Genomic DNA, 24,154 nt, shown 5'->3' on the forward strand with positions numbered 1-24,154 from the left:
TCAGCCATCTCGCTGTTTGATGGCGATCAGTGAGGCGAAATTGAAGCATTGGAACCACACATCCACGCTGTGGAAACCGACGTTTTTCAAGCGTGTGCGGTGGTCGTACAGGGTTTCAGGTAACAGCACATTTTCCAGCGCGCTGCGTTTCTGGGCGATTTCCAGTGCGCTGTAGCCGTTGGCGGCCTTGAAGGAGTGGTGCAGGTCGATCATCAGTTCCTGGTGATCGTGATCGGAAAACGCGACTTTTTCGGAAAGAATCAGCACGCCACCGGGGCGCAGGCCGCGGTAAATTTTTTGCAGAATCGTTTCCCGCTCCTGTGTGGCAATAAACTGCAGGGTAAAGTTGAGTACCACCACAGACGCGTTTTCGATAGTGACGTTCTGCAAATCATCGCACACCAGCTGCACCGGAATCTGGCCGCTGTCGGCGGCCAGGACTGTGCGCGCGCGCTCCACCATGGCCGGGGAATTGTCCACGGCGATAATCTCGCAATCCGCGGCGGGAATGCGGTGACGCATGGCCAGGGTCGCTGCGCACAGGGAGCTGCCGAGGTCGTAGCAACGGCTCCCCGCCTGGGCATAGCGCTCGGCGAGGGTGCCGATCATGGCCACGATGGTGGTATAGCCCGGCACCGACCGCTGGATCATATCCGGAAAGACTTCCACCACCGACTGGTCAAAACTGAAGCCTGCCACTTCGCCCAGGGGCTGGGAGAAAATCGTGTCTTTCTTGTTCACCGCGCGTTACCCACCCGTTTCCGTTACAACGTTTCTTCGTGCAGGTCTAACGCCAGCCCGGCTTCAAGCCCCTGGCTGCCGGTCACTACAGCTGTACTGGCTTTTTCCGGTTGCAGGTAGGTTCTGCCCACCCGCTGCAGGTCGTCCAGTGTCACCTCGGTGACCTTGCGTCGGAACTCCTGGCGCACCGCGTGCGTGCGGCCGTACAGGTTGGAGTGGAAGGCTTTTTTCGCTTCCCCCGCCGGTGATCCCGGCTTGTCCATGCCGCCGACCACACCGAGCACCGCTTCTTCCACCTGAGCGTCCTCGTGGGATTCGTTCAGCAGCCAGTCCACGGATGCATCGAAATCCTTGAGAGTCTCTGCCATGCGCGGGTCGCGGTAGGAGTAAAAGCGGAACGCGCCGATGTTCACATCGTGGCTGGCACCGCCGCCATAAGCGCCGCCCTGTTCACGGATAGTGCGGTGCAGGAATCCGTTGCGCAGGAAGCCGCCGAGCACGGCCAGGGCCGGCGCATCGGGGTGAGACATGGGGACGGTGGGGTAGGCTTTTGCACAGAAGTTCACCTGGCTATTGGCCACCCAGACCTCTTCCACTTTGCGTGGGGTGAAGGGTGCCTCCGGCTGTGCCAGTGTCTGCTCCGCGTTATTGGCAAGCTGGCCCAGCGTCGCGGTGAAATCCGACAACCGCTCTTCCTCGCCCACTACCAGGAACTGGCGTTTGGCATTGAGTATTTTCTGGTGGATGCCACTGAACTTACCGGCGAGGGTTTCCAGTCCCGCGTCGCTGTCGAGGGTTTGCATGAGGGCCTTGAGTTGGCGCAGGCCGAGCAGGCCGCCGGATTCGTGGCCCTCTGCTGCCGCACGGTTAAAGCCGGCGCTGGCAGCTGCCATGGCCAGTGCGTGGCCACTGCCGACCACGGATTGTTCCCGTCGTGCCAGTGTCTGCAGCAGTAATTCCTTGATGCGTGGCAGCTCATCAAAGCGCACCTGCTCCATGGTGGCCTGCATCAGTTCGGTGAGCGCCGCCTGGTTGGCCGCCAGCGCCTTGCCGGAAAGTATGAAGTGCCCGCTCTGGCTGCTCAGGTCGTCCAGTCGCGTGCGATGACTGGTGAATCCGTGCAGGGAACCCGCCACCGCCGCTTGCCACTGCTGTACCTCAAGATAGTTTTTGTCGCCGAGCCCCAGCTCGCTCAAAACCTGGCAGTAGTAGGGCACCAGAATGCGTTCTTCATCGGTGAAGTCGGGCAGCGTGGCGACCAGTTGCTGGTAGACCAGGCCGTTGGTGCCGGCGCTGTAGCGGGTCACCTTGGCGTTATTGACATTTACTTCCTCGCCCTCGACCTTGGGGAGCTCCGGCGGAATATCCTCGACGCCTACTTTGGGCAGGATGGACTCGTCATCCTTGCGCACCTGGCGCTCTGCCAGCGCCTTGGCGGTCTGCACGATCTGCTGCTTTTCGCCGTCGGTGAGGCGCTGTTTGATCTGTGCCAGGCGCGACTTTTCCGCCTGCTCCGCGCGGTTCGCCATGTCGGCATCCGGCGACAGTACCAGGCGTACCCGGTGCGAATTATCCAGCAGCAATTGGCGGGCGGCATTGGCGATGAATTTCGGGTCCTGTATCTGTGCGCGCAGTTTTTCCAGCGCGGCGTCGATATTGAGCAGGCCAATGGCATCACCGCGGTGGGTGGCGCCGGTGAGGGCGGTCAGGATCAGTTGCAGGCCGTAGGGATAGCCGTCACCGCCGATTTCTCGCTGTTGCAGCTCCAGCTGGTGCAGAGCGGCGGAAACCTGCTCGTAGGGGACGCCGTTTTCCGCCACATCCTGAATCACATCCAGCACCTGTTTTTCCAGGGCATCTGCGCGGTCGCGCTCGCTGCCCTCGATACCGCATACGAAAACCAGCTCGCGCTGCGAGTCGTCAAGGCCGCACAGTGGCGAAGGGGATTGGCCCAGCTCGGTGGTTTCCAGCAGGTGCATCAGGGGCGAGGCACTGTTGTCGAGCAGCACACCAGACAGCAGGTGGGCGGTCAGCGCCTGCTCCAGATCGGTAACGTCACCGAGCAGCCAGCCCAGTACGATATGGGTTTTCTCATCCAGGTTTTTTTCGCCTGAGAGTGGGTATTGTTCTTCCACCCGCACCGGTGCCACGTACAGTTTTTCGCGGCCTACCTCAATGGTCTTGTACTCTTGTTCGAATTTATGCAGGGCTTTTTCTTCGAACACCGCCTGATGTTCTGCCGCTTCGATATCACCGAAGGTCATGAAGATGGCGTTACTGGGGTGGTAGTGGCTGCGGTAGAAGCTCACCAGCTGCTCATAGGTGAGGTCGGGAATATCCGCGGGCTCACCGCCAGAATTGAAGTGGTAGGTGGTGGTGGGGAAAAGATATTTACTCAGTGTCTGCCACAATTGGGAGGTGACCGAGCTCATTGCGCCCTTCATTTCATTGAAGACCACGCCCTTGAACACCAGTTCGCTCTCGGGGTTTTCGGCTTCCGCAAACTCCAGGCGGTGGCCTTCCTGGGCGAAATCCAGCGGGTCCAGCTTGGCGAAGAACACCGCGTCGAGGTACACGTCCAGCAGGTTGTCGAAATCCTTGCGGTTCTGGCTGGCAAACGGGTAGGCGGTCCAGTCGGAGCTGGTGAAGGCATTCATGAAGGTGTTCAGCGAGCGCCGTATCATCATGAAGAAGGGGTCGCGCACCGGGTATTTGTCACTGCCGCACAGGGCAGTGTGTTCGAGAATGTGCGCAACGCCGGTGGAGTCTTCCGGCACGGTACGCAGGGCCACGAGGAAAACGTTTTCCGGGTTATCGGCGGCAATGTGCAGGTGCTGGGCGCCGGTACGGCGGTGGCGATACTCTTCCACGCGAACGCCGAGGGATTCGATTTCGGCACTGGTTACAGGTTCGAATGCGGGATGTGCGTTGCTCAAAAGACAGCTCCAATGGGTAGTTTGCGGTTGCCGGGGCGGATCAATCCTCCGGGCCCGACAAAATCGGCGGCCATTTTAGCGCTCCGGGCGGTGAAAATGACAGGGTTGACAGGCACCTGTGGCGTTACTGGTGCACTGTCGGTGCCGGTCATTGATGCGATACGCCACGTCGGTGTTGACACCCGCGTCACCGGTGCGAAACTTCAGCCTTATTATCTAGCGCCATAAATGTAGTAGATGGGGGACCGTGCGTTGAACTGGATGGATTTTGCGAGCCTTGCCGGCTTTGGCCTGACGTGGGCCGGGTATACGGTGTTCGCGCGCAGGAAAGCGAAAACCGCCTGGTGCCTGGCGTCCTCTATGCAGTGGTACCGGGTTGAATGGATGCTGCGGATGCTGGAGCGGGATATGCGCATGCCGGATGCGGCCATTCTCAGCAACCTGGAACGGGTGATCGGCTTTTTCGCTTCCACCAGCATCCTGATTCTGGCGGGTTTGGTAACGGCGATGTCTGCAAATACGGCGGCAGTGGAGGTACTGAGCAGCCTGCCATTTGCACAGACGACCACTGTCGAGCAATTCGAGATCAAGGTCATGGTACTGATCGTGATCTATATCTTCGCCTTCTTTAACTTTACCTGGTCGTTGCGCCAGTACTCGTTCGCCAATGTATTGCTCGGCGCCGCGCCGGCTGTGGATGAGGAAGAGGTCACCCGCGAGGAGCGTCGACGCTATGCCATCAGCGCCGCCAAGGTGATCGACCAGGCGGGGCACAGCTACAACTATGGCCTGCGTTCTTTCTACTTCTCGATGGCGGTCATGGGCTGGTTTGTGCACCCGGTACTGTTTGTAGGCGGGTACCTGGCGGTGATCTGGGTGTTGTATATGCGGGAGTTCCGCTCGCGCACCCTGCAGGTGATTCTGGCCGCCGAGGGCCGTTCCCTCGATCAGGTCAGGGACAAGTAAGTGATCGACACACTGGAAATCGGGCGCTACCGCCGTGGCTGACCGCAATTTTGACGATCTGGCGCAACGCTTCCGCAAGCGGATTTACGGCGGTTTGAAGGGCGATATCCGTCTGGCGGTGCTGAACCGGGACCTTGCGCCGGTGCTGGCTACCGCAGACGCCCGCACGCTCAAGGTGGTGGATGCCGGCGGCGGGCAGGGGCAGTTTGCGCTGGATCTTGCCGGGGCCGGGCACCGTGTCTGGATTACGGATATTTCCGAGGCCATGTTGGCGCTGGCCCGGGAGCAGGTTACCGCACTGGGGGTTGCAGACCGCGTGCAGGCACTGCAGCTGCCATTGCAGGCATTGTCCGCGGATGCTCGTATTCCCCAGGCTGACCTGCTGCTCTGCCATGCGGTGCTCGAATGGCTGGATCAGCCACAGCAGGCGCTGGTGCACCTCGCCGAAACCCTTGCCCCGGGTGGCTATCTTTCCCTGACCTTTTACAACCGGCGTGCGCTGGAGTTCCGCCTGCTGCAGCGTGGCAGTTTGCGGCAGCTTGATCGCAACCGCAGCAGTGGTGACTGGGGCGGGCACCCGGGCAGTCTGACACCGCGCAACCCGCTGCTACCGGAAGAGGTGATGGGGTGGATACCCCAGGCGGGGCTCTCGGTGATTGCCCACAGCGGTATTCGCTGCTTTCATGATTTCATGACGCCGGAGATGCGTGACAAGCTACCGGCGGCGGCGATTGTAGAGAAAGAGCTCGACTACTCGCGCATCGACCCCTATCGACAATTGGCCCGCTACGTACATCTGTTGTGCCGACGGGCCTGAGCGGGCTTACTGATCGAACTGCTTGAGCAGCAGGGCCTTGGCCGCATTGATGCGGGAGGCGAGGTAGTCGTTGCCTCCGCGGTCCGGGTGGAATTTCTGGATGAGTTTGCGGTGAGCGCCAATGATTTCTTCTTTGCTGGCATCGGCGGAAACACACAATATCTTGCGCGCTTCGGCCACCGTCAGCGGCGGCTCGCTGGGGCGCTGCGCTTTGTGCCCAGACGCCTGCTCCTCAGTATTGGCCTTTTTGGCTCTCTCTTTTTCCGCCTTTGCCTGGGCGTGTTTGGCGATCAGTGGCGCAATCCACGGCAGGTGCCGGCCAAAGGTTCGCCACAGGCGGTTGATCAGGGGCAGCACCACGGCCACCGCGGCCCCCACCCAGTGCAGTCGCCCGGTCACCGCCAGCAGAACCGCGGCCAGTGCCAGTGCGATCAGCAGGTATTGCAATATCAGTTTGCGCCGGCGCTCTGGCGGGGTGTATTTGAACTGTTGGACTGCCAGCCAGGCAAAAATGCCCACGGCAATCAGCAAAATCATGCGGCCCAAGGTGCGGTGCTCCCGGTAAAAGTGCGAGTCCGGAAGAGTATCAGATGTCGATGCGAATGCCGATGGCGTTAAAGTTGTCGTAATCCGGCGCAGCCACCACATTGCTGCTATCAAACGCATTTTCGAAGTAAATGCGCACCCGCTCGTTCCAGCGGTACTGGAAGCCTAGATAGTACTGCTCCAGCCGGTATTTATCGCCATCGACGAGTGCCGCATCGAATTCGGGGTCGTCGGATTCCAGGTAGTTGTGTCCGCCGTAAAAGGAGTAGCAGTTGTCGGCACCCCAGGTGTAACTGAGGAAAGACTCCGAGCCACGCGCATCAAAAAAATTGGTGATTCCCTGTACTGAGCCGATCGGCGCCAACTGGTTGTTCTGGGAGCGTTGGTACACAAAGGCACCGTAGAAGCCCTTGGCAAACGCCTCCTTGCCGTAATAGGTGCCGACGGCGGTGCTCCAGGTGTTGCTGCTGGCATTGAATGCGAAGTCGTCCTGAATCAGCACAGGTTCCCTACCGGACGTGTCGAAAATCAGACCGTCCTGGCTGGCGATATCCAGTTTCACGCGGTTGTACGCAGCGCCGATAAAAAATCCGTCGCCAATATCGGCCCGGTACACCGCAGAGATACCGTGACTGATGCCGTATTCGCAATCGCCCCGGGGGCATACCAGGCGGGTGTCGGGGCCGGCAATATCATCGACGCTGATCGCGAGGTCGGCCACATGGGAGGCGTATTGCAGGCCAATTTTGAATTCCCCCGCGTCAAATTCCCACTTCTTGCGCCAGGCCAGGGCGCTGTCGGCACGGCCCGTACCCGTTGGGCCGCCATCGGTGTTGAGGCCGTAGGTGCCACTGGCGAGACCGCCGGAGACGTTGTACCAATCGGTGATATAGGTTACTTCGTAATACACCCCCCACTGTTTACCGGCGGAAAAGTCGCCCCACGTGGGATGCTTGGCAAACGCGTGTCCCTGGCGCAGGTAGAAAGACTGATTGCGCTCGGAGGGGGAGACTTGCTGGTCACCTTGTATCAGAAGGTCTTGCGCCGAAGAAATGGCGGCGATGCCCCATTCGACATTGAAACCGGTATCCCACAGATCGTAGGCGGGAACGTTCAGGCCAAATCGTATGCGCGAGGCGCCGTCTTGCATCTGCGTGTCGCCAAAGGTGTTGACCATGTGCGCGGTAAAATAGCCCTCCATGTAGAGGGTGACCTGATTGGACTGATATATCGGTACCGCATAGGCACTGGACGTTGCGGCCGCAGTGACAGCCAGTAACAGTGATTTGCGGAGTTTCTTATTCATGCTCTGCTCTCTTGTCTGCAAGAACGATTTCATCGGACAGCGAAATCTGTCGTCGGCGGATAAAGCTGGCAACGGCTCCTTTGCAAAAGTAGACCAGATGGATGAACAGGCCGGTTTGAAGGGGCAGGCCTCGCATAAATGGCAGCAACTGCGTTATTTTTGTGGAAGCCGCCGCACATGGGATGGTGCAGGCACGGTGGCGCATTGGTTGAAACCTGCCCTCGGGCCACCATATAACCTACGACCTGGTCGGAGCATAACGGTGAATACGAAAGGGGAGTTCCTTGTCTGAAAGTCATTCTCTCAGCCGCATGATGTTTGGTTTGACCGTGCGCAAGAACGCGCACCCGGATATGCGCAGGTTGCGCCGGGAAGCGGGAGACGCAAGCCTGCACGGAAACAAGTTCTGGAAAAGCTCCTGCCTGACGATGGATTACCTGAAAAAGCATCCGCTGAAAAAAGGTGCACGGGTGCTGGACCTTGGTTGTGGTTGGGGGCTGGGCGGAATTTTTTGTGCCAAGACGTTCGATGCGCGGGTGACCTCCCTGGATGCGGACCCCAGTGTATTTCCGTTTGCGGAATATCACGCGGCGCTGAACAGCGTAGAGATCAAAACCTGGCGCTGCCGCTATGAGAAGGTCACGCAGGCAGCGCTTACAGAGTTTGATGCGGTGATCGGCACAGATATCTGCTTCTGGGATCAGCTGGAAGCACCACTGTTCAATTTAACCCGCCGTGCCCTGCGCGCTGGTGTGGGGCGGGTAATGCTGGTTGACCCAGGGCGCTCGCCATTTCGGCGCCTGGCGGAGCGGGCAGAGGAAAAACTCGACGCCCGGTATTTCGAATGGCAGACTCAGCGCCCGATGAAAGCCACCGGCTGTATTATGCTTGCGGGCGAATAGCGCGGCCGTTTCAGTGACAAGAGGTCAATCCCATGGATTACGATAAAACCCAGATGCCTTCGCGCGACCAGGCGCTTCCTGGCCGCTCTGAAGCCATGCCGATCAGCGGGAAACATTTTGTATCGGGTCATGCCATGCGGCCGCCATTCCCGGAAGGCCTGCAACAGGCTGTTTTCGGAATGGGCTGTTTCTGGGGCGCGGAGCGATTGTTCTGGGAAATCGACGGTGTTTATGTCACCGCGGTCGGCTACGCCGGGGGGCATACACCCAACCCCAATTATCAGGAAGTGTGCAGCGGCGGTACCGGGCACGCGGAAGTGGTGCTGGTGGTATTTGACCCGGAGAAGGTCAGTTACGAGGAGTTGCTTCGCCGTTTCTGGGAAGAGCATGACCCCACTCAGGGCATGCGCCAGGGCAACGACCTGGGCACCCAGTATCGTTCTTGTATCTACACCTACGGGGATGAGCAGTTGGCGCAGGCCAAGGCCTCCGAGCGCGATTTCCAGCGGGCGCTGGCGGACAAGGGCTTTGGTGCCATTACCACCGAAATCGAGCCTGCGCCCACGTTCTACTACGCCGAAGAAGATCACCAGCAATACCTGGCGAAGAATCCCGGTGGCTATTGCGGTCTTGCCGGAACCGGCGCCTGCCTGTTGCGCTAGTGCGCCTGGATTGGTGGCCGGTTACGCCGGCTCGGTGCGCGGATGCAGAATGTGCGCGCACCAGTCGCTCCAGCTGCCGGGGTAGAGCTGTGCCTTGCGCCCGATCAGGTGCAGGGACAATAGATTCACGCACGCGGTAACGCCCGATCCGCAATAACACACAATATCGTCATCGGCAGGAATGGTCTGCCAATGCTCGCGCAGCGTGGCGATGGGCTTGATCATGCCCTGGTCGTCGGTAATGTCCTGCCAGGGTTTGTTGACCGCGCCGGGGATGTGCCCCGCGACGGGGTCGATGGGCTCCTCGTTACCGAGAAAGCGTTTGGGTTCGCGTGCATCCACCAGCTGCCAGGGCGGGGTTTGCAGATGCGGGTAGAGGTCATCGTAGTGCACTAGCTCGGCGGCATTGGCCGAGGCCGTGAAGCTGCCCGCAGCGGGGGCGCTGGTACGATCCGCCGTAGTCGGCAGGCCGGCCTTTTTCCAGGCCTGCAGGCCGCCGTTCAGAACAGCAACCTGCGCGTGCCCGAAATGGCGAAACAGCCACCAGGCGCGCGCGGCAAAGGCAAAGCGCTGGTCATCGTAGACCACCACTTGTGTCTCTTCAGATACGCCCACTGAGCGGGCGAATTCGGAAAACGGATGGGCTGAGGGTAGGGGGTGGCGGCCACCGTAGCGTTCGCAGGCACCCGAGAGATCCTGATGCAGGCTGGCGTAGTGGGCGCCCGGGATATGCTCGCTGAGATACGCCTGCTCGCCGGCCTGCTTGTCGGCCAGATTGTAGCGGCAATCCAGAATCACCAGTTGACCAGCGTTGCGATCCCGTTGATCCACAAGTTCGGCCAGCTCGGTAACTTCAATCACACCCTGATATGTCATAGCTACTGCGTTTTATAGTCGTTATTGACACCAAATTAAGCCTGATCGGCTGATTTGTCCAGCGTCAGTGTGCTTCCGAATAGCGGTTGCCGGCGGGTAGGGTATGGCTGCGTTGTTTTTCCACCTCGCCAGCGCCACGCGCGCTCTCGCCGTCGGGTTTTGCCGCAGCTCCGTTCGCGGGTTCCTGCGTCGGTTCCCGCTCCATATCGGCTATTTTTTTCTCCAGCTCTGCCATCCGCGCCAGTTCCTCTTTACGACAGCTGGCGGCTACTTCAGTAACGGGCTGTTGCGGGTCGTCCAGGAAGCGGGCGGCAGCCTGCTCGGCGCATTCACTGGCGGAAATCACATCGTGCGCCAGTTGTGGGAACAGTAACCACTGGTGATTCGGCAGCTTCTTGCGAGCCCGGTCTGCATCCCTGGCAGCAAGCACCGGGTCCAGAGCACCGTGCATGACCAGCGTGGGCAGTGGTGTTTTGACCGCCCGAGATTCCAGCACGGGCGCGGAGGGGATGGCCCATATGCGGCATTGCAGCTGCATCATGCTGATGTCAGAGCGTACCGATCCGCCGAGAATGCCGCTGTTCGATGCCGATAGCCGGGCCTTGTCGAAATCCACAAAGGGCGCTTCCTCGTAACAGAAATGGCTGATGCCTGCCGCATCGCCGAAATTGGGGTCGAGCACCAGTCCCATAAAGCTGGCGATGGCGGGCTTTAGCTGTTCCGCTTGATCGGACTCGAGTTCCTCAATGATCGCGGGCAGCTCCTTGTAAAAGCGCTCGTCATACAGCGCCTGAAACAGTACGCGCAGCAGGCGCTGGCCGGTCAGCAGGAAAGGGTAACGCTCGCCCGGATGAATGTTGCCGGTTTCCACGGTGAGTGGCGCTTCGTCGAGCTCCTCCACCAGGGCTTCCAGGCGGCGTTTGAGATCGGGATACTGTTTTTTGCACGCCGCATCCTGGCTGCAGTAATCCAGCCCACGCTGGTAGGCGGCAATGACATCCTCCGGCAGTTGCTGGGTGTAGATGATTTCCGGGAAGACCGCGCTGTTGAGCACCAGGGCGCGTACAGATTCTGGAAAATCCCGCGCAATGGTCAGCGCATAGCGGCTTGCATAGGAGACCCCGTACAGGTTCAGCTTGGGAATGCCCAGCGCCTGGCGCAGCGCCTCAACATCGCGGGCGACGGTGGCGCTGTTGTAGTGGGCCAGATCGGCGGTGGCGCTCAGGCGGGTATAGCAGCGCTCCATGCTGTAGGTGAAAACACGGGACTCTTCGTCGGTGCTCAGGTTGCGGGTAAAGGCGAGGTTCGCATCCTTGATGAATTCATCGCACGCGAGTTTCGGGCGGGCCATACCGGTACCGCGAGGGTCGATGACAATCAAGTCGCGCCCGTTCTCGACGGTCATGCCTGCGTAGTTGACCCACAGCCAGTCGCTGGCGTTTTCGGGCTCAAGGCCCATGCTGGCCCCGGGGCCACCGGCGCCGAGGTGGAGCAGGGGCTCCTTGTCGGGGTCGCGGATTTCCGCAAAAAAGCGCACCACCGGAAACTGGATTTTCCTGCCCGCCGGTTTGTCGTGGTTTTCCGGCACTTCCATCATGTAACACTGGGTGGTGGGCCAGCTTGCTTCTGTGGCAAACCAGCACGGCTTGGCAATCAAGCGGCTGGCCGGGGCCGCTTCCGTGGGCTCGTTCTTTGTGCAGCCGACGGTAACCAGTGCGAGTATTGGCACCACCAGCAGCCTGCGGATGCCGGTGAGAGAAATACGTAAGGACATCATGTTTCCGTCTTCAGTCAAATTTTGGCGCGAGTGTCAGGTTTCCGGGCGAATACGTGCAATGGGCGCGGACAGGTTCCAGCGCAGGGCAGCGAGTCGAATCCCGAGGGTCACCAGTATTGCAATGGCCACGACCACCTCGCCGGGCAAACCCTGAATGTCGTCCAGTATCACCAGAGCGGCGGCGCCACTCAAGGCCGCGGTGGCATATATTTCCCGTCGCAGGAGCAGTGGTATATCGCCGCAAAGAACATCCCGGATAAGGCCGCCGAAGGTGCCGGTGATCACACCCATCACAATGGCGATGGCGGGGGTATGTCCGAGACTGAGCACTTTCTGGGTGCCAATCACCACAAATACCGCCAACCCGGCGGCATCGGCGATCATCAGCAGGCGCATTGGGACTTGCAGGTAACGGATAAGGTAGAAGCTGATGACGCCAGTGGCGGCGGCGATCCACAGGTAGTAGCTGTCAGCGAGCCAGAATACGGGGACGTTGAGGATCATGTCCCGGGTGGTGCCGCCGCCAGTGGCTGTCACGCAGGCCAGGACGACCGCGCCGAACAGATCCATTTGCTTGTGACCGGCGGCCAAAACCCCGGTAAAGGCGAAGACGACGATGCCGATCAGGTCGCACCAGAAAAGCAGTTGTTCCATGGATTCCCGTCTGCCGCGTTGTGTTGGGGGAGGCGGGAATTATGGAGCCCCGCAGGGCTCCGGTACAACCTGAATAACCGAGGTTAGAAAAACGCCTGCAGGCCGGTTTGGGCGCGGCCGAGGATCAGTGCGTGCACGTCGTGGGTACCTTCATAGGTATTGACGGCCTCCAGGTTCATCACATGGCGAATGACATGGAACTCGTCAGCGACGCCATTACCGCCGTGCATGTCCCGCGCGGTGCGTGCGATGTCCAGGGCCTTGCCGCAGTTGTTGCGTTTGACCAGAGAGATCATGGTCGGGTCAAAATGGCTCTTCTGCTCATCCATCAAACGACCCACGCGCAACGATCCCTGCAGGCCGAGGGTGATTTCGGTCTGCATGTCAGCGAGCTTTTTCTGGAACAGCTGAGTCTGGGCCAGGGGCTTGTTGAACTGTTTGCGGTCGAGGCCGTACTGACGGGCCGCGTGCCAGCAGAATTCCGCCGCGCCCATGGCGCCCCAGGAAATGCCGTAGCGGGCGCGGTTCAGGCAGCCGAAGGGGCCGCTCAGGCCTTTGATATTGGGGAATCGGTTTTCTTCCGGCACAAACACATTGTCCATCACGATCTCGCCGGTGATGGACGCGCGCAGGGAGAATTTACCCTCGATTTTCGGTGCGCTGAGGCCTTCCATCCCCTTTTCCAGCACAAAGCCGCGGATATCACCTTCATCGTCTTTGGCCCAAACCACAAAGACATCAGCGATTGGGCTGTTGGTGATCCACATCTTGGCACCGCTGATGCGGTAGCCGCCGTCCACTTTCTTCGCGCGGGTTTTCATGCCGCCCGGGTCGGAGCCTGCATCGGGCTCGGTGAGGCCGAAACAGCCCACCCATTCGCCGCTGGCGAGCTTGGGCAGGTACTTCTCTTTCTGCGCTTCGCTGCCGTAGGCATATATAGGGTGCATGACCAGGCTGGACTGCACACTCATGGCGGAGCGGTAGCCGGAATCGACGCGTTCTACTTCGCGTGCCACCAGTCCGTAGGAGACGTAGTTCAGGCCGGCACAGTCATAGCCCTCAATGGTGGAACCGAGCAGACCCAGTTCGCCCATTTCACGCATGATATCGCGGTCGAAAATTTCGTTGCGGTTGGCTTCAAGTACCCGCGGCATCAATTTTGACTGGCAGTATTCACGGGCGGCGTCGCGGATCATCCGCTCTTCATCGGTCAGCTGGCGGTCCAGCAGGAGAATGTCGTCCCAGTGTGCCAAAGGCTGGTTTTTGCTCATGGTATGGTCCGTGCGATAGGTGGTTCCGGTATTCGGTGTCAGACTTCGCATTCCGCGCAGAGGGGCTTGCTACAAACCGCCTGCTGATTGGCCCGAGGTGCATTCCTCGCTGGGCTCAAGTGGTGCGAATCTATACCGCCAATGATAACGAACCTCCGTTGAGACTTCACTATTTGTGATCACATTTTTCGACGGAATGGTCAAAGGATCTTCGCGTAGCCGCGATTCAGCCGTTTCTGTATGACAGACGTTTCGATTTTGCTCGGGAGCAGGGGTGTCGGGCCGAGCGATTGCCGGCTTTGTGCTAAGAATGGAAACTCACCGGTCGCGGCGCTCGGTTAAAAGACCGTAACCGCCGATGCAGAGCCCGCCGACCAGGCGGCTCTGGTGATGATCGAATGCCGCAAACGCCTGCGCGCTCACGGCATGCCCATGCCTGCCTCCCATCAAGACGGCCGCCGCAGGGCGATTCCGCCCGCTTGTACTCATGTACGGTGGCCTCGTTTTGTGGCCTGATGCCGCTGGCAATCTCACCGGGCTATGGAATTCTGCCTGTGACGACGATTTCCCTTTAACTGGTGCCGTGCCTTTATTGGGATAGTGCATCACTGAGCGGAATGCTAAGGAGCCGGACAGCTGCGCGGCTCCGAGCCTGGTATAGACCCACGTATTTACGCGGAAAGCACCGAAACCCTCTCGATAATTCGGTCGCGAAGACTGTTATCTATTTACAAGATGCATAATTTCGGGAAATTTTTATTTAAAACAAAGATTTAGGGCGTTAGGGATAAACCGGGGATAGCAGTCGCGATGAATGTATCGTTGGCGTTCAAAAAAATAATCGAATCTGCTAAGCCTTTGAATTACCTAAAGCTTTCGCATATCCCGAGACACTTTTCTATCGCAATAGAAACGCAGTGATAGTAGTCTTTGGGGCTACGATATAAATGTTATGGTTCCCAAGAGCCCATGAAGAATTTCATACTTTTGCTTGCTGTCTTCCCAATGTTTGCAGCAGCTTATGACACAACCAAATTGCATTCTCATCATGTCTATGTAGAGGGAGTTCTTCCTGAGCCATATAAAAATGTTTCTGTGAAGATAGATCTAGATCCGGAAAATGATGATCTAAGAAATATTTCTATGTATATAGATGGAAAGCCCGTCAGCTTCTCTGAGTCGGAGAAGGCAAAGCTTACTGATCTTGATTTGCAAACAATGGAAATTGAGCACGGCATATTTAGTGCCCATGATATCGAGATGGGTGATGTTCTTTATATCAAAATTGCAAAAGGAAAGAGAAAGTCAATGAAATGCAATTTTGATAAAGAGGAACTAAACCACGGGATCTACGATGTTGCATTAATCCAGTATAACTTCGAAGACTCACCGATTGTGCGGTTGGACAATCCCTACAAGTACTATCGGAACCGTTACCTGTGGTGCTTCGAGGGGTGAAAAACCATAACAAGCAGCGGCAGAGCGACAGCCAACGCTACGCGCCTTTTGTGTTACTCGCTGTCGCTCAAACATTAACAAAAAGGCGCTCCGCGTTGGCTGCGCCTGTGCTGGGCGTTAGGCAAAAGGTCTTCGTGAGCATGCTGGTTACTCGTTTTTGTTGATGGTTGTTATTATTTTAGCAATAGTGATTTCTTGTCCGGCCTTTCTATCTTAAAGAAGATATTAAAAAGTTTGGATTGTCTCGGTGTGTGTACACCAATCTGGGCAATATAGGCATATCCCTATATCATTGCTCCTCATAAGAACGAACATATAGCGCTGGTAGCTACTGTTTCGTCAGTCGTGACTAAACCTTTATAAATGAGTCTATAAAAGTAGGTTTCCCATTGATCTATCAAAAAGTGACAACCATAAGCCCATCTAAGCTGCTGACCCACAATACTCCTCTCCTAAAAAATATGCTGACAATCGCTTTCATTGGGGTTGTCTTAGGGCTATTAGGACCTTTTGGAAGTCATGAAATTCCCCGCATCACATCCATCGGTTATTGGGTGACGAGCTGCTTTGTTGGTTTTGCGATTTATTCACCTATGATCACCTTATGTCATCAAAAGCTCTCTTTCCGCGTGACACGGGAATGGCAAAGGGTCGCATTGGCGTGTATTCCGGCCGGCTTGCTTATGTCTGGCGTAGTTATGATGCTCGGCCAGTTATTTTTCGGAAGCCATGTGCTTAACGGAGTAAGTTTCCGGGTCATCTTGGTTAATACAGGGTGTCTTGGGCTAGTGATTACCGCTATTGCTTTGTATAGAGAGGCATTTGAGGAGAGAGGGCATCAACTGGAGCAGGCCACAAGAAATTTAGATGCCCTCACCGAGCAAAAAAAAGCAGAACTGAATCAAGGTTATCAAGAGTTTATGGCCAATCTTCCCGTTGAAAAGCGCGGCGCGTTACTGTGTTTGGAAATGGCCGATCATTATTTGACGGTGCATACCGATAAAGGGTTTCATATGATGTTGATGCGCTTAAAAGATGCGACGGCCCTGTTGAGTCGGTATCCTGGGCTGCAAACACATCGTTCTTGGTGGGTCGCTCACGACGCGGTGGTTAAGGTGGTGAAAGACGGTCGAAAACTGCACCTGCAGCTTAGTAATGATGTAAACGTTCCAGTGTCGCGAAGTTTTATCGATAATGTTAAAGCTGCAGGATTTGGTGGGTAAGCGAGCGAGTCGGCGTTACCACCTGCTCTGAGAAACAATCCGATGGCAATCGGCACCCGTGTTTGGTTCGGGTGCCTTATACATTTCCGGCTGGAGCTGGTTATCGCTTAGGGTGCCAACGCTAAACTAGCGTTGATGAAAAAATGTACCACAATCAACAGTTCAAGGCGTTTAAGTTTAAACAAAATAAACGATATCCCAAAGGCACATCCACCGATGATGTAATGCAACGATCTCCCCAGATTGTCAGGCTGACCATGGATCAGTAAAAAAGACACCAAGGTGATGGGCAAAATCAACCATGGGTTATTAATTAACCGTTTTAAGCGTGTAAAAGCAAAGCCTCGAAATAACACTTCTTCTGTGACGCCGGTTGTAATCGCCATAACGATCATGAAGAGGCGCTCATTCGTCGATATCGGTGCGAAGTATATGGTTTGTGAATGCTGTGGTAGGTTGTCGCCATAGTAGATATCCGGAAGAACAAACGCAGCCACAACCAGCGCTACAATCACCCCAGTGATCGAATATTTCCGCTTGGCATACCAAGCTAGGCTAACCCCGATACTCTCCCAGGTTTCCTTGTTCTTATATAAGCAGAGCCAGACAAACAGAGCGGGAACCCAGTGATAAAAGAAGTTGCCCGTCCAAAACCACCACCACCCCGACCGAGCGTCCTCCTCAAAGACGTTGTAAGGCCAACCTTCTGCCGCCAGGGGGAAAATAAATTCCGAAAAAAAATCTAGGCTATACAGTAGTGGATAAAGAATAAGCGATACGACCAGCGCCAACACCGTGTACTTATCCAATTTAGTTTTAACTCCAATTATCGTTTCTTGTGTCATGGCCTCTTCACAACCTCACATCAAATCAACTTGTTAAAGTGATCAACGACCCCTCAGCCAAGTGACTGTCCGGCCGCCTCCGTTTGATGGTTACCAGTAAAACGTATGGAGTTAATCCAGGCTATCGTGGCTTCGTAACCCGTGGCAGAATCTTCGTGAATGAGCCCGTTGAGGCCGACGCCCTGTTGGCGAATCGTGAAATGACAACGATAAATCAATTGCTTACGGAGCAAAGGGGCAAGTTGTTATTTGCGTATTCACTCCCTGCGCTGCTTGGTAAACTCATCTTTAGCGAAAGAAATGACCTGCCCCCATTCTTTTAATTTATTGGGTAGTCAGGGTAAGCTCACCTTTGTTGTGTTGATTTGCCTCGTAATTTTTACGGATTTGGTTGGGTAAGCTGTTGCAGTTTCAAGCCTTTCGTCTGGCTGTTTGTTTGGCGATGCTTCGGTGGTACCGGGTTCTCGCCTAAGAAGCAAAGGCAGCATCGCCCTGCAGGCTGGACGCGCTAACGCGCGCTGCTGCTTTGGGCGCTAGGCAACCAGTGGAAAATTCAGAATGACAAACGGTGAATGTAACTGCGGTGAAGTTGCCTACGAAGTTCAGAAAGAGCTATCGGATGTTTACATCTGTCATTGTTCTATCTGTCGCCGCGCAACTGGAAGTGGTGGAATTGTAGTGGCAATAGTGTCAAAAGATAAATTTCGCTGGACTAAGGCGAGACGAATGTCAAGTACTGGGCAAAGCCCGGCCATGATTGGCACACAAATTTTTGCGGTAATTGCGGATCTACCTTGCCAGGAGAGAATGATCCTTCAAATATTTATGTTCCAGTAGGTACTCTAAGCAATGGGCATGAAAGATTGAAGGTGGCTCACCATATGTGGGTAGATTCAAAAGGTAGTTGGGAGGAGATCGGAGATTTGGGCAAGCCGCATACCGAGGGTTGTGGCTCGTAGATTTGCCTAACAAAGCGCAGCAAAGGGACAGTGATCTTCCCCCGCTTTAACGGACACCAAGAAATGTGACTTCGCCACTGGCTGCCAGTTATTGGCACCTTATGTGATTTTATTACGAGATGGTACAAAAATGAGAAATTTTATTATTTTATTTGGGTTGGTCTTATTCATCTCTGGCTGCGCAAACGTACCGCAATATCAAGAGAATTCGGATTGGAGCCACTCTGAGGTTGCTCATTTGCATTTTTATAGGACTAAGAGGATGTTTCATGCGCTTAATCCCGAGAAACCATTCTTTTTCGTAGATGACAAGATGGCAGGAAGCCTGGGTACAGGTGAAACTTTCACCGTGCGAGTTTTACCCGGAACACATACGCTTTCGGTACGTGAGCCATTTATGTTCTCACCTGGCTATGAAAGTGGGCGCTTCGAAATTGAAGTAGAGGCTTCAAAGCACTATTACATTCGTTACTCTATGGACGCATCCGGGGTTTACGCTTATGGATCAACCGCGGGTGTCTATGGAACTGCAAAGTTTGGCACCGCCGACAAAGAATCGTTCGACAATCGTGAGTAGTGATATAACATCGCCCTGTAGTGGCACACTGAATTTGGCCGCCTGGGTTTGAGTGATATTGTCTTGCTCAACGCTTTGCTTCACTTTTATGTTGCTCTCCGGGCTCGCAAATTAATACAAAAGTGTGCGTGCTCGCCTGGTGCGCCTTATCCGGCGCTAGAAGCGCCTTTCAAAATGCTGGGGGAAAAATGAAAAAATTTAAAGCTCTACTTGCGTCTGTGTTCGCGTTGCTTCTTGGTGGTTGTGTCAATAATGTCACTTATGACTTGTCCTCTTATATGCCTGAAGATTCCGTTGGGGTACGTGATGCCAGGGAGATTAAGCGGCTAGAAACAACAGAAGTAGATGGCATAAAGCATGCACTGTATATCGGGGAAAATAACCTAGTTCCGGGCCCGGAGGTTCTGGTGGGCTCTAAGCTAGGATCTATAAAGGAGCGCGCAGGAATCAACGACCTCCAGGAGGTAGCTCTTCTTGAGTTTGATTTAGTTTTGTGGTTTCCCCGGCACAGAGCTCTTCTTGCCGGCGCGGCCATGGCGGGTGGAGGTTACGCGCTTGGGATTGCGGGTCAGGCTATGTTATCGGACGGTGAGCTCAATTCAGACGGTGTTATAGCCAAAATATCTTTAGAAGCAGCAGGATCTCAATATAGCTGTTCTGCATTTGTTGACGACTATGATGCGGTCGGTGCGTTAATGGGTTATCGGGTGAGTGGTGTGGAGTTACAGTCAACCTTCAATCGGGCAATTGAAGAATGCATCAAAAAGCTGTGAGTATCGAACTCCGATTTTGCCGTTTCTAACACATGAATGAAGGGCGGCGGGAACCTAACCGTCGCGCCTCTGTGGCAATTTAGTCCCGTCGCAGCTCGTCTTTAATTGCAATCGGGTTCGGGAAGTTCAGCACCACGATATAGGAAGACACCAGGAAGGTCAGAATCGCGGTGGCCTGGATCAGGTGTGAGGCTTTACTGCCGATCAGCTGCTGGCTGACCGCCAGGAATGCGATCAGCAGCGAGAACTCGCTGATTTGCCCGAGGCGGAAGCCGATATCCCACGCCAATATCTTGCGCTCACTCTGCTGCCCGAGCAGGTAGCGAAAAATCACTGGTTTGATGGTCAGTACCGCAATCGCGGCCACCACTGCGGGTAGGGCGATTTCCGGCACCATATCCAGGTGGAACTGGGCCCCAAGGCTGAAGAAAAACAGAATCAGGAAGAAATCCCGCAGCGGTTTCAGGCTGATGGCAATGTATTGGGCGATGGGGCTGGTGGCGAGGGTAATCCCAGCGATAAAGGCACCGATTTCCCGCGACAGACCGACGACTTCCGCGAGCTCGGCAAGGCCCATGCACCAGCCCAGGGCGAGCAGAAAGACGTATTCGTGGAAGCGGTCAAACTTGCTGAGCAGCGGCTGCAGAACGTAGCGCACGGCAGCCCAGGCAAAACCGATGAGCAGTGGCAGGGCGGCGAAGGAAGTGCCCAGCTGCGCAAAGTCGACGGAGCCGGTGCTGCCGCTCAGCAGGATCATCAGGCAGGTGATGGCGACGAAGTCCTGGAACAACAGTAGGCCGACCATCATCTCGCCGAGATGTTTGTGGTGCAGCACGGTGGTGGGCAGTAACTTGATGCCGATAATGGTGCTGGAGAACATCATCGCCATACCAATGACCCAGCTTTCCGTGTCGGTAAAGCCGAACAGCCGGCCAATGCCGTAGCCCATGGCGAGGAATACGCCGCAACTGATGACGCCCACAAAGGTCGCTTTGCGCAGTACCGCAATGAGTGCCTTGGGCTGCATATCGAGCCCCAGCAGGAACAGCAGGAAGATGATGCCGATGCTGGACATTTCCGCCATCAGGTTGACGTTGTCGATTACGGCCAGGCCGGAGGGACCGAGTAGGCAACCGAGCGCAATGTAGGCGACGAGTAGAGGCTGGCGGCCCCAAAGTGCCAGTGACGCAACGATGGCGGCACCGGTAAAGATCAGGAAGAACGACTGGAATAGCGAGGCTTCAGGCACTGCGCATCCTTGTAGCAGACTAAGCGGTTCGGGTTGTGTGCATTATCGGCTCTGAATGCGCACGTTTTCAATGGCTGTGATGACGCAGCGACGTCCCTGTCGCCGATAGGTCGCGTCTCAGAGTTTGAACCAGCGCAAGTTTTCTCCCTCCGGGGAGAGCACCGGCTGCGCGCATTTTTCCCCTGGCGGGTTCGCCAAAATGGAGCGCGCCTGCTGGATAAATTCCTGCAGGGGCATCGCCAGCACTTGTGGCGCTGCGTCTTCACCATCGAATGTCAGGGTAAGCGGTGCGTCACCCTCGATGCCCTGGTAACGCCAGACGCCGTTTCCGGTATCGTACTGATAATAGGGCAGCATACGCGCGCCATATTCCGCGATCAGTTCAATGGCGTCGATCAGGTAATCGACGGTTTCCTCGTCGAGGAAATAATTGAAGTTCAGGCGAACCCAACCGGGCTTGAGAATGCTTTCGCCCTCACTCACCAGCTTTTCAATGGCGGTGCTCTGCGCGTCGGTGAGATGCAGCAGGTGGTGGCCATAGGGGCCGGCACAGGAGCAGCCACCGCGCACCTGAATACCGAACAGATCGTTCAGCAGGGCGACCACGAAGCCGTGATGCAGCGGTTTGCCGTCGTGCAGCAGGTGCAGCGATACGATGCTGACCCGTTCTGCCGCGGTTCCGCCGAGTATCTCGATGTTTTCGTTAGTCGACCAGCGCGCGAAGGCGCGTGTAATCCAGGCCGCCTCGCGGGCTTCGATGGTGTCTGCGCCCACCTGGTCCTTGAGCGCAAAGGCCATGCCTGCGCGCACGGATTCAACGATGGCGGGGGTGCCCGCTTCCTCGCGGCGTTCGCCGGCGGGCAGGTAGGTGTGGCGTCCGGGGCTTACCCAGGACACAGTGCCGCCGCCGGTCACCGCCGGTTGAGATTCCGGCAGCAGGTTTTTGCGCACCACGAGGATGCCCGGCGTACCGGGGCCGCCCACAAATTTATGCGGAGAGAGGAACAGTGCGTCTTTACTGGCGAGATCGTCCTCGCCCTGCACATTGATGCCCACGTAGGGGCCGGCGGCGGCGTAATCCCAGAAAGACAGGGCGCCGTTCTGGTGGAGCAGTCGGGTCACCGCTTCGACGTCGGTGCGTATGCCGGTCACGTTGGAGGCAGCGGAAAAACTGCCGATTTTCATGGGGCGCGCCGCGTACTTATCGAGTGCGGCCTGCAGGGCTTGCAGGTCGACGCCCCCCGCGTCGTTTTGCGGAATGGTCACCACCTCGGCGACGGATTCCCGCCACGGCAGGTCATTGGAGTGGTGCTCGTAGGGGCCGATAAACACCACCGGGCGCTTTTCTTCGGGGATACTGCCCGGCTCGCCGCCCAGGCGCTGGTAACTGTCTGCACGGAGGCCCAGGCAATCCACCAGACGGTTGACGGCGGCGGTGGCACCGGCGCCGCAGAAGATGATGGCGTGGTCGTCGCCGGCGTTCACGGATTTGCGAATCGCAGCCCGCGCCTGCTCGCGGAACGCGGTGGTCTGGCGGCCAGTGGCGGAGGTTTCGGTGTGGGTGTTGGCGTACCACGGCAGCACACGGTTGCGGATCGCATCCTCAATAAAGCGCAGTGCGCGGCCGGAGGCGGTGTAATCGGCATAAATCAGCGGGCGCTGTCCGAAGGGTGTTTCCATTGGCATGCGTTCGCCAATGACATTGTTGCGGATGCGTTGCAGCAGGGATTCAGTGTCGGTGTCAGGTGCGTCGGGAACAGACGCGGCTTGTGCATGGCTGTGCATGGCTACCTCAATATACTGCGCCCGCGGGGATCGCCCGCAGGCTTTACGTTAAACAGTAATTGAGCTGGGGTTATTCTCCCGGCGGTATGGGCAGCTGCGTGGTGCTCTTGATCTGCTCCATGGCGAAATTGGAGGCGACATCGGAGATCCCCGAGTGCGCGATCAGCTTTTTATAAAAGCGATCATAGGCGGCCACATCGCTGACCACGATTCTCAGAATGTAGTCGTAGTCTCCCGCCATGCGGTAGCAATCGACTACCTCGGGCAAGTCCGCCATCGCGTCGGAAAAAGACTCCGCCCACTCTGCGCTGTGCTGGTTGGTTTTTACCTGGGCAAAAACCGAGACCGGCAGGCCGAGTACCTCGGCGTCCAGCAGTGCCACCTTGCGGCGAATGATGCCGCTTTTCTCCAGTTTCTGTATCCGGCGCCAGCACGGGGTTTTGGTAAGCCCTACGCGCTCGGCCAGCTCTTCGATGGAGAGACTAACATCAGATTGAAGGATGGCAAGAAGTTGTCGATCAATCGCGTCGAGTGAGGACATAGTGCTACATATCTCCCTAAAACGCGGGGGTGTGTTTCATGTGGGGCGCCCAGAAAGCGGCCTTTAGCAACAAAATACCCCGGTGGTTTTGGTGGGCTCAGCGAGATCCGACGTCAGTTACCTGCAGAAGAACCCTTTGCTGTGCCCCTTGTCTTGCCGATAACGATAATCTCAGTTCCGGGGTGTCAGTAGTGGAATTTTTCTCAGCGTGCGGAGCCGCCGGCGGGAAATACAAAAAAGCCGGGCAATGCCCGGCCAAACAACAGGAATTTGTTGGAAAATTGTGCTGAAGCGTTATGCGGCTTCCTTGGGTGGGAACAACGGCTCGAAGAGTCCTGCAGCCATCGCTTCGCGCACCCGCGCCATCAGGTCGATCTCAGTGAGCTGCTGCAGGGTTTCCAGGCTGTCCAGCACATAGTAGATGGGTTGCACGATGTCGATGCGGTAAGGGGTGCGCAGAGCATCGACCACTTCAAAGTCGGCGCGCGCGGGGGCGTTGCTCAGTGCGTACAGGGTTTCCTTGGGCGATGACAGGATGCCGCCGCCGTAGATGCGCAGGCCGTCGTCGGTCTTCATCAGGCCGAATTCCACCGTGAACCAGTACAGTCGCGCCAGGTACGCGCGCTCCTTGGGGGAGGCATTGAGGCCCAGTTCGCCGTATTTCTGCGTGAAATTCGCAAACGCCGGGTTGGTGAGCATGGCGCAGTGGCCAAAGATCTCGTGGAAAATATCCGGTTCCTGCAGGTAGTCGAATTCTTCCGGGGTGCGAATAAAGGTGGCCACCGGAAACTTGCGTTCGGACAGCAGGCGGAAGAAGGTTTCGAATCCGATCAGGGCGGGCACTCGAGCGCATTCCCAGCCGGTCTCGCGGCGCAGCACGTCGCTGACCTCGGCCAGCTGGGGAATGCGGTCGTGGGGCAGGTCAAGCAGATCCAGCCCGTGCAGGTACTCGTCACACGCACGGCCGGGAATCACGGCCAACTGGCGCTCGATCAATTGCCGCCAGGTGTCGTGCTCCAGTGCCGTGTACTCGATGAAGCCGTTGGCGTCTGGCTCCCGGGCAACGTACTTGCTGGGTTTTTTGCCACTGCTCATGCTGATCTCCTGAGTGTGCGCGCGGTCGGTTGCCGCTGCGTCTGTTGTTATCGTCTCTCTATTCTTAGACAGCCGATGACCGCGAGGGCAGGGGAGGGGGTGTTGAAAATGCGCTAAAGCCGGTGCGCGGACTACACTTTTTGTAAACTAATGTTTACAGTTGGGCCATGAGAATCGAAATAACCTGTTCCGATC

At 56.7% G+C, this 24,154-nt stretch carries 22 protein-coding genes and 1 pseudogene; 10 read left to right on the forward strand and 13 right to left on the reverse strand.

Annotation, left to right across the window (positions count from 1 at the left end; translation table 11 throughout):
• Both cmoA and JF535_RS11060 read right to left on the reverse strand, forming a co-directional pair.
• Positions 1-741 (reverse strand): carboxy-S-adenosyl-L-methionine synthase CmoA, encoded by a 741-nt coding sequence (gene cmoA / locus JF535_RS11055; RefSeq protein WP_207002056.1) that lies wholly within the window; start codon positions 739-741, stop codon positions 1-3.
• 23 nt (positions 742-764) lie between these two features.
• Positions 765-3,677 carry an insulinase family protein gene (locus JF535_RS11060; protein WP_207002058.1) on the reverse strand — a complete coding sequence of 971 codons (2,913 nt, stop codon included), beginning with the start codon at positions 3,675-3,677 and terminating at the stop codon, positions 765-767.
• A 96-nt stretch (positions 3,678-3,773) separates the two neighbouring features.
• Between JF535_RS11060 and JF535_RS16875 the strand changes: the two genes are divergently transcribed.
• Genes JF535_RS16875 through JF535_RS11070 form a run of 3 tightly spaced genes read left to right on the forward strand, consistent with a single transcriptional unit; the run spans position 3,774 to position 5,460 of the window.
• On the forward strand, positions 3,774-3,905 hold the full coding sequence (locus JF535_RS16875) for a hypothetical protein (RefSeq protein WP_277987242.1): 132 nt from the start codon (positions 3,774-3,776) through the stop codon (positions 3,903-3,905).
• A 33-nt stretch (positions 3,906-3,938) separates the two neighbouring features.
• Positions 3,939-4,643, forward strand: coding sequence for a DUF599 domain-containing protein (locus tag JF535_RS11065; RefSeq protein ID WP_207003745.1), 705 nt, complete (start codon positions 3,939-3,941; stop codon positions 4,641-4,643).
• A gap of 34 nt (positions 4,644-4,677) precedes the next feature.
• Positions 4,678-5,460, forward strand: a complete 783-nt coding sequence (locus JF535_RS11070) for a methyltransferase (RefSeq protein ID WP_207002061.1) — start codon at positions 4,678-4,680, stop codon at positions 5,458-5,460.
• Between the two features lie 6 nt (positions 5,461-5,466).
• Here JF535_RS11070 and JF535_RS11075 read toward each other — a convergent pair whose 3' ends face one another.
• The gene (locus JF535_RS11075; protein WP_242523965.1) at positions 5,467-5,997 is read right to left on the reverse strand and encodes a J domain-containing protein; all 531 of its coding nucleotides are present in this window, start codon (positions 5,995-5,997) and stop codon (positions 5,467-5,469) included.
• Positions 5,998-6,046: 49 nt separating this feature from the next.
• Positions 6,047-7,312, reverse strand: a complete 1,266-nt coding sequence (locus JF535_RS11080; protein ID WP_207002065.1) for a porin — start codon at positions 7,310-7,312, stop codon at positions 6,047-6,049.
• Between the two features lie 284 nt (positions 7,313-7,596).
• Between JF535_RS11080 and JF535_RS11085 the strand changes: the two genes are divergently transcribed.
• Positions 7,597-8,214: a class I SAM-dependent methyltransferase gene (locus JF535_RS11085; protein WP_207002067.1), complete on the forward strand. Its 618-nt coding sequence runs from the start codon at positions 7,597-7,599 to the stop codon at positions 8,212-8,214.
• A 32-nt stretch (positions 8,215-8,246) separates the two neighbouring features.
• On the forward strand, positions 8,247-8,876 hold the full coding sequence (gene msrA / locus JF535_RS11090; protein WP_207002069.1) for a peptide-methionine (S)-S-oxide reductase MsrA: 630 nt from the start codon (positions 8,247-8,249) through the stop codon (positions 8,874-8,876).
• 21 nt (positions 8,877-8,897) lie between these two features.
• On the opposite strand, the gene JF535_RS11095 is transcribed toward msrA, so the two are convergent.
• From JF535_RS11095 to JF535_RS11110, 4 genes are all read right to left on the reverse strand, one after another.
• On the reverse strand, positions 8,898-9,752 hold the full coding sequence (locus JF535_RS11095; RefSeq protein WP_207002071.1) for a sulfurtransferase: 855 nt from the start codon (positions 9,750-9,752) through the stop codon (positions 8,898-8,900).
• A gap of 64 nt (positions 9,753-9,816) precedes the next feature.
• Entirely contained in the window at positions 9,817-11,529 is a 1,713-nt protein-coding gene (locus JF535_RS11100) for an alpha/beta fold hydrolase (protein ID WP_242523799.1), read from the reverse strand.
• A 33-nt stretch (positions 11,530-11,562) separates the two neighbouring features.
• On the reverse strand, positions 11,563-12,183 hold the full coding sequence (locus JF535_RS11105) for a trimeric intracellular cation channel family protein (protein WP_207002073.1): 621 nt from the start codon (positions 12,181-12,183) through the stop codon (positions 11,563-11,565).
• 83 nt (positions 12,184-12,266) lie between these two features.
• The gene (locus JF535_RS11110; protein WP_207002075.1) at positions 12,267-13,454 is read right to left on the reverse strand and encodes an acyl-CoA dehydrogenase; all 1,188 of its coding nucleotides are present in this window, start codon (positions 13,452-13,454) and stop codon (positions 12,267-12,269) included.
• Between the two features lie 969 nt (positions 13,455-14,423).
• On the opposite strand from JF535_RS11110, the gene JF535_RS11115 reads away from it, so the two are divergent.
• Together JF535_RS11115 and JF535_RS11120 are read left to right on the forward strand one after the other, a co-directional pair.
• Entirely contained in the window at positions 14,424-14,912 is a 489-nt protein-coding gene (locus tag JF535_RS11115) for a hypothetical protein (protein WP_207002078.1), read from the forward strand.
• Between the two features lie 389 nt (positions 14,913-15,301).
• Complete coding sequence (locus tag JF535_RS11120) at positions 15,302-16,135, forward strand: LytTR family transcriptional regulator DNA-binding domain-containing protein (protein ID WP_207002080.1); 834 nt, start codon at positions 15,302-15,304, stop codon at positions 16,133-16,135.
• A gap of 107 nt (positions 16,136-16,242) precedes the next feature.
• Here the strand turns inward: JF535_RS11120 and JF535_RS11125 are convergent, their stop codons facing one another.
• Positions 16,243-16,980: a CPBP family intramembrane glutamic endopeptidase gene (locus tag JF535_RS11125; protein ID WP_207002082.1), complete on the reverse strand. Its 738-nt coding sequence runs from the start codon at positions 16,978-16,980 to the stop codon at positions 16,243-16,245.
• Between the two features lie 558 nt (positions 16,981-17,538).
• Between JF535_RS11125 and JF535_RS16990 the strand changes: the two are divergent.
• The 3 genes and pseudogenes from JF535_RS16990 to JF535_RS11140 all read left to right on the forward strand — a co-directional run bounded on the left by JF535_RS16990 (position 17,539) and on the right by JF535_RS11140 (position 19,289).
• Positions 17,539-17,939: pseudogene (locus JF535_RS16990) on the forward strand (GFA family protein).
• Positions 17,940-18,069: 130 nt separating this feature from the next.
• Positions 18,070-18,516, forward strand: coding sequence for a DUF2846 domain-containing protein (locus JF535_RS11135; RefSeq protein WP_207002086.1), 447 nt, complete (start codon positions 18,070-18,072; stop codon positions 18,514-18,516).
• Between the two features lie 188 nt (positions 18,517-18,704).
• A complete protein-coding gene (locus JF535_RS11140; protein WP_207002088.1) occupies positions 18,705-19,289 on the forward strand; it encodes a hypothetical protein in 585 nt (194 codons plus the stop codon).
• Between the two features lie 79 nt (positions 19,290-19,368).
• Here the strand turns inward: JF535_RS11140 and JF535_RS11145 are convergent, their stop codons facing one another.
• The 4 genes from JF535_RS11145 to phhA form a co-directional block, all read right to left on the reverse strand.
• Complete coding sequence (locus JF535_RS11145) at positions 19,369-20,538, reverse strand: cation:proton antiporter domain-containing protein (protein WP_207002090.1); 1,170 nt, start codon at positions 20,536-20,538, stop codon at positions 19,369-19,371.
• Positions 20,539-20,655: 117 nt separating this feature from the next.
• Positions 20,656-22,323 carry an aminotransferase class V-fold PLP-dependent enzyme gene (locus JF535_RS11150; RefSeq protein ID WP_207002092.1) on the reverse strand — a complete coding sequence of 556 codons (1,668 nt, stop codon included), beginning with the start codon at positions 22,321-22,323 and terminating at the stop codon, positions 20,656-20,658.
• 70 nt (positions 22,324-22,393) lie between these two features.
• Positions 22,394-22,864 (reverse strand): Lrp/AsnC family transcriptional regulator, encoded by a 471-nt coding sequence (locus JF535_RS11155; RefSeq protein WP_066964756.1) that lies wholly within the window; start codon positions 22,862-22,864, stop codon positions 22,394-22,396.
• Positions 22,865-23,158: 294 nt separating this feature from the next.
• Positions 23,159-23,959, reverse strand: a complete 801-nt coding sequence (gene phhA / locus JF535_RS11160) for a phenylalanine 4-monooxygenase (protein ID WP_207002094.1) — start codon at positions 23,957-23,959, stop codon at positions 23,159-23,161.
• Positions 23,960-24,154: the final 195 nt, after the last annotated feature.

Origin of the sequence: Microbulbifer salipaludis (genome assembly GCF_017303155.1) — a bacterium.
GTDB classification, from domain to species: domain Bacteria; phylum Pseudomonadota; class Gammaproteobacteria; order Pseudomonadales; family Cellvibrionaceae; genus Microbulbifer; species Microbulbifer salipaludis.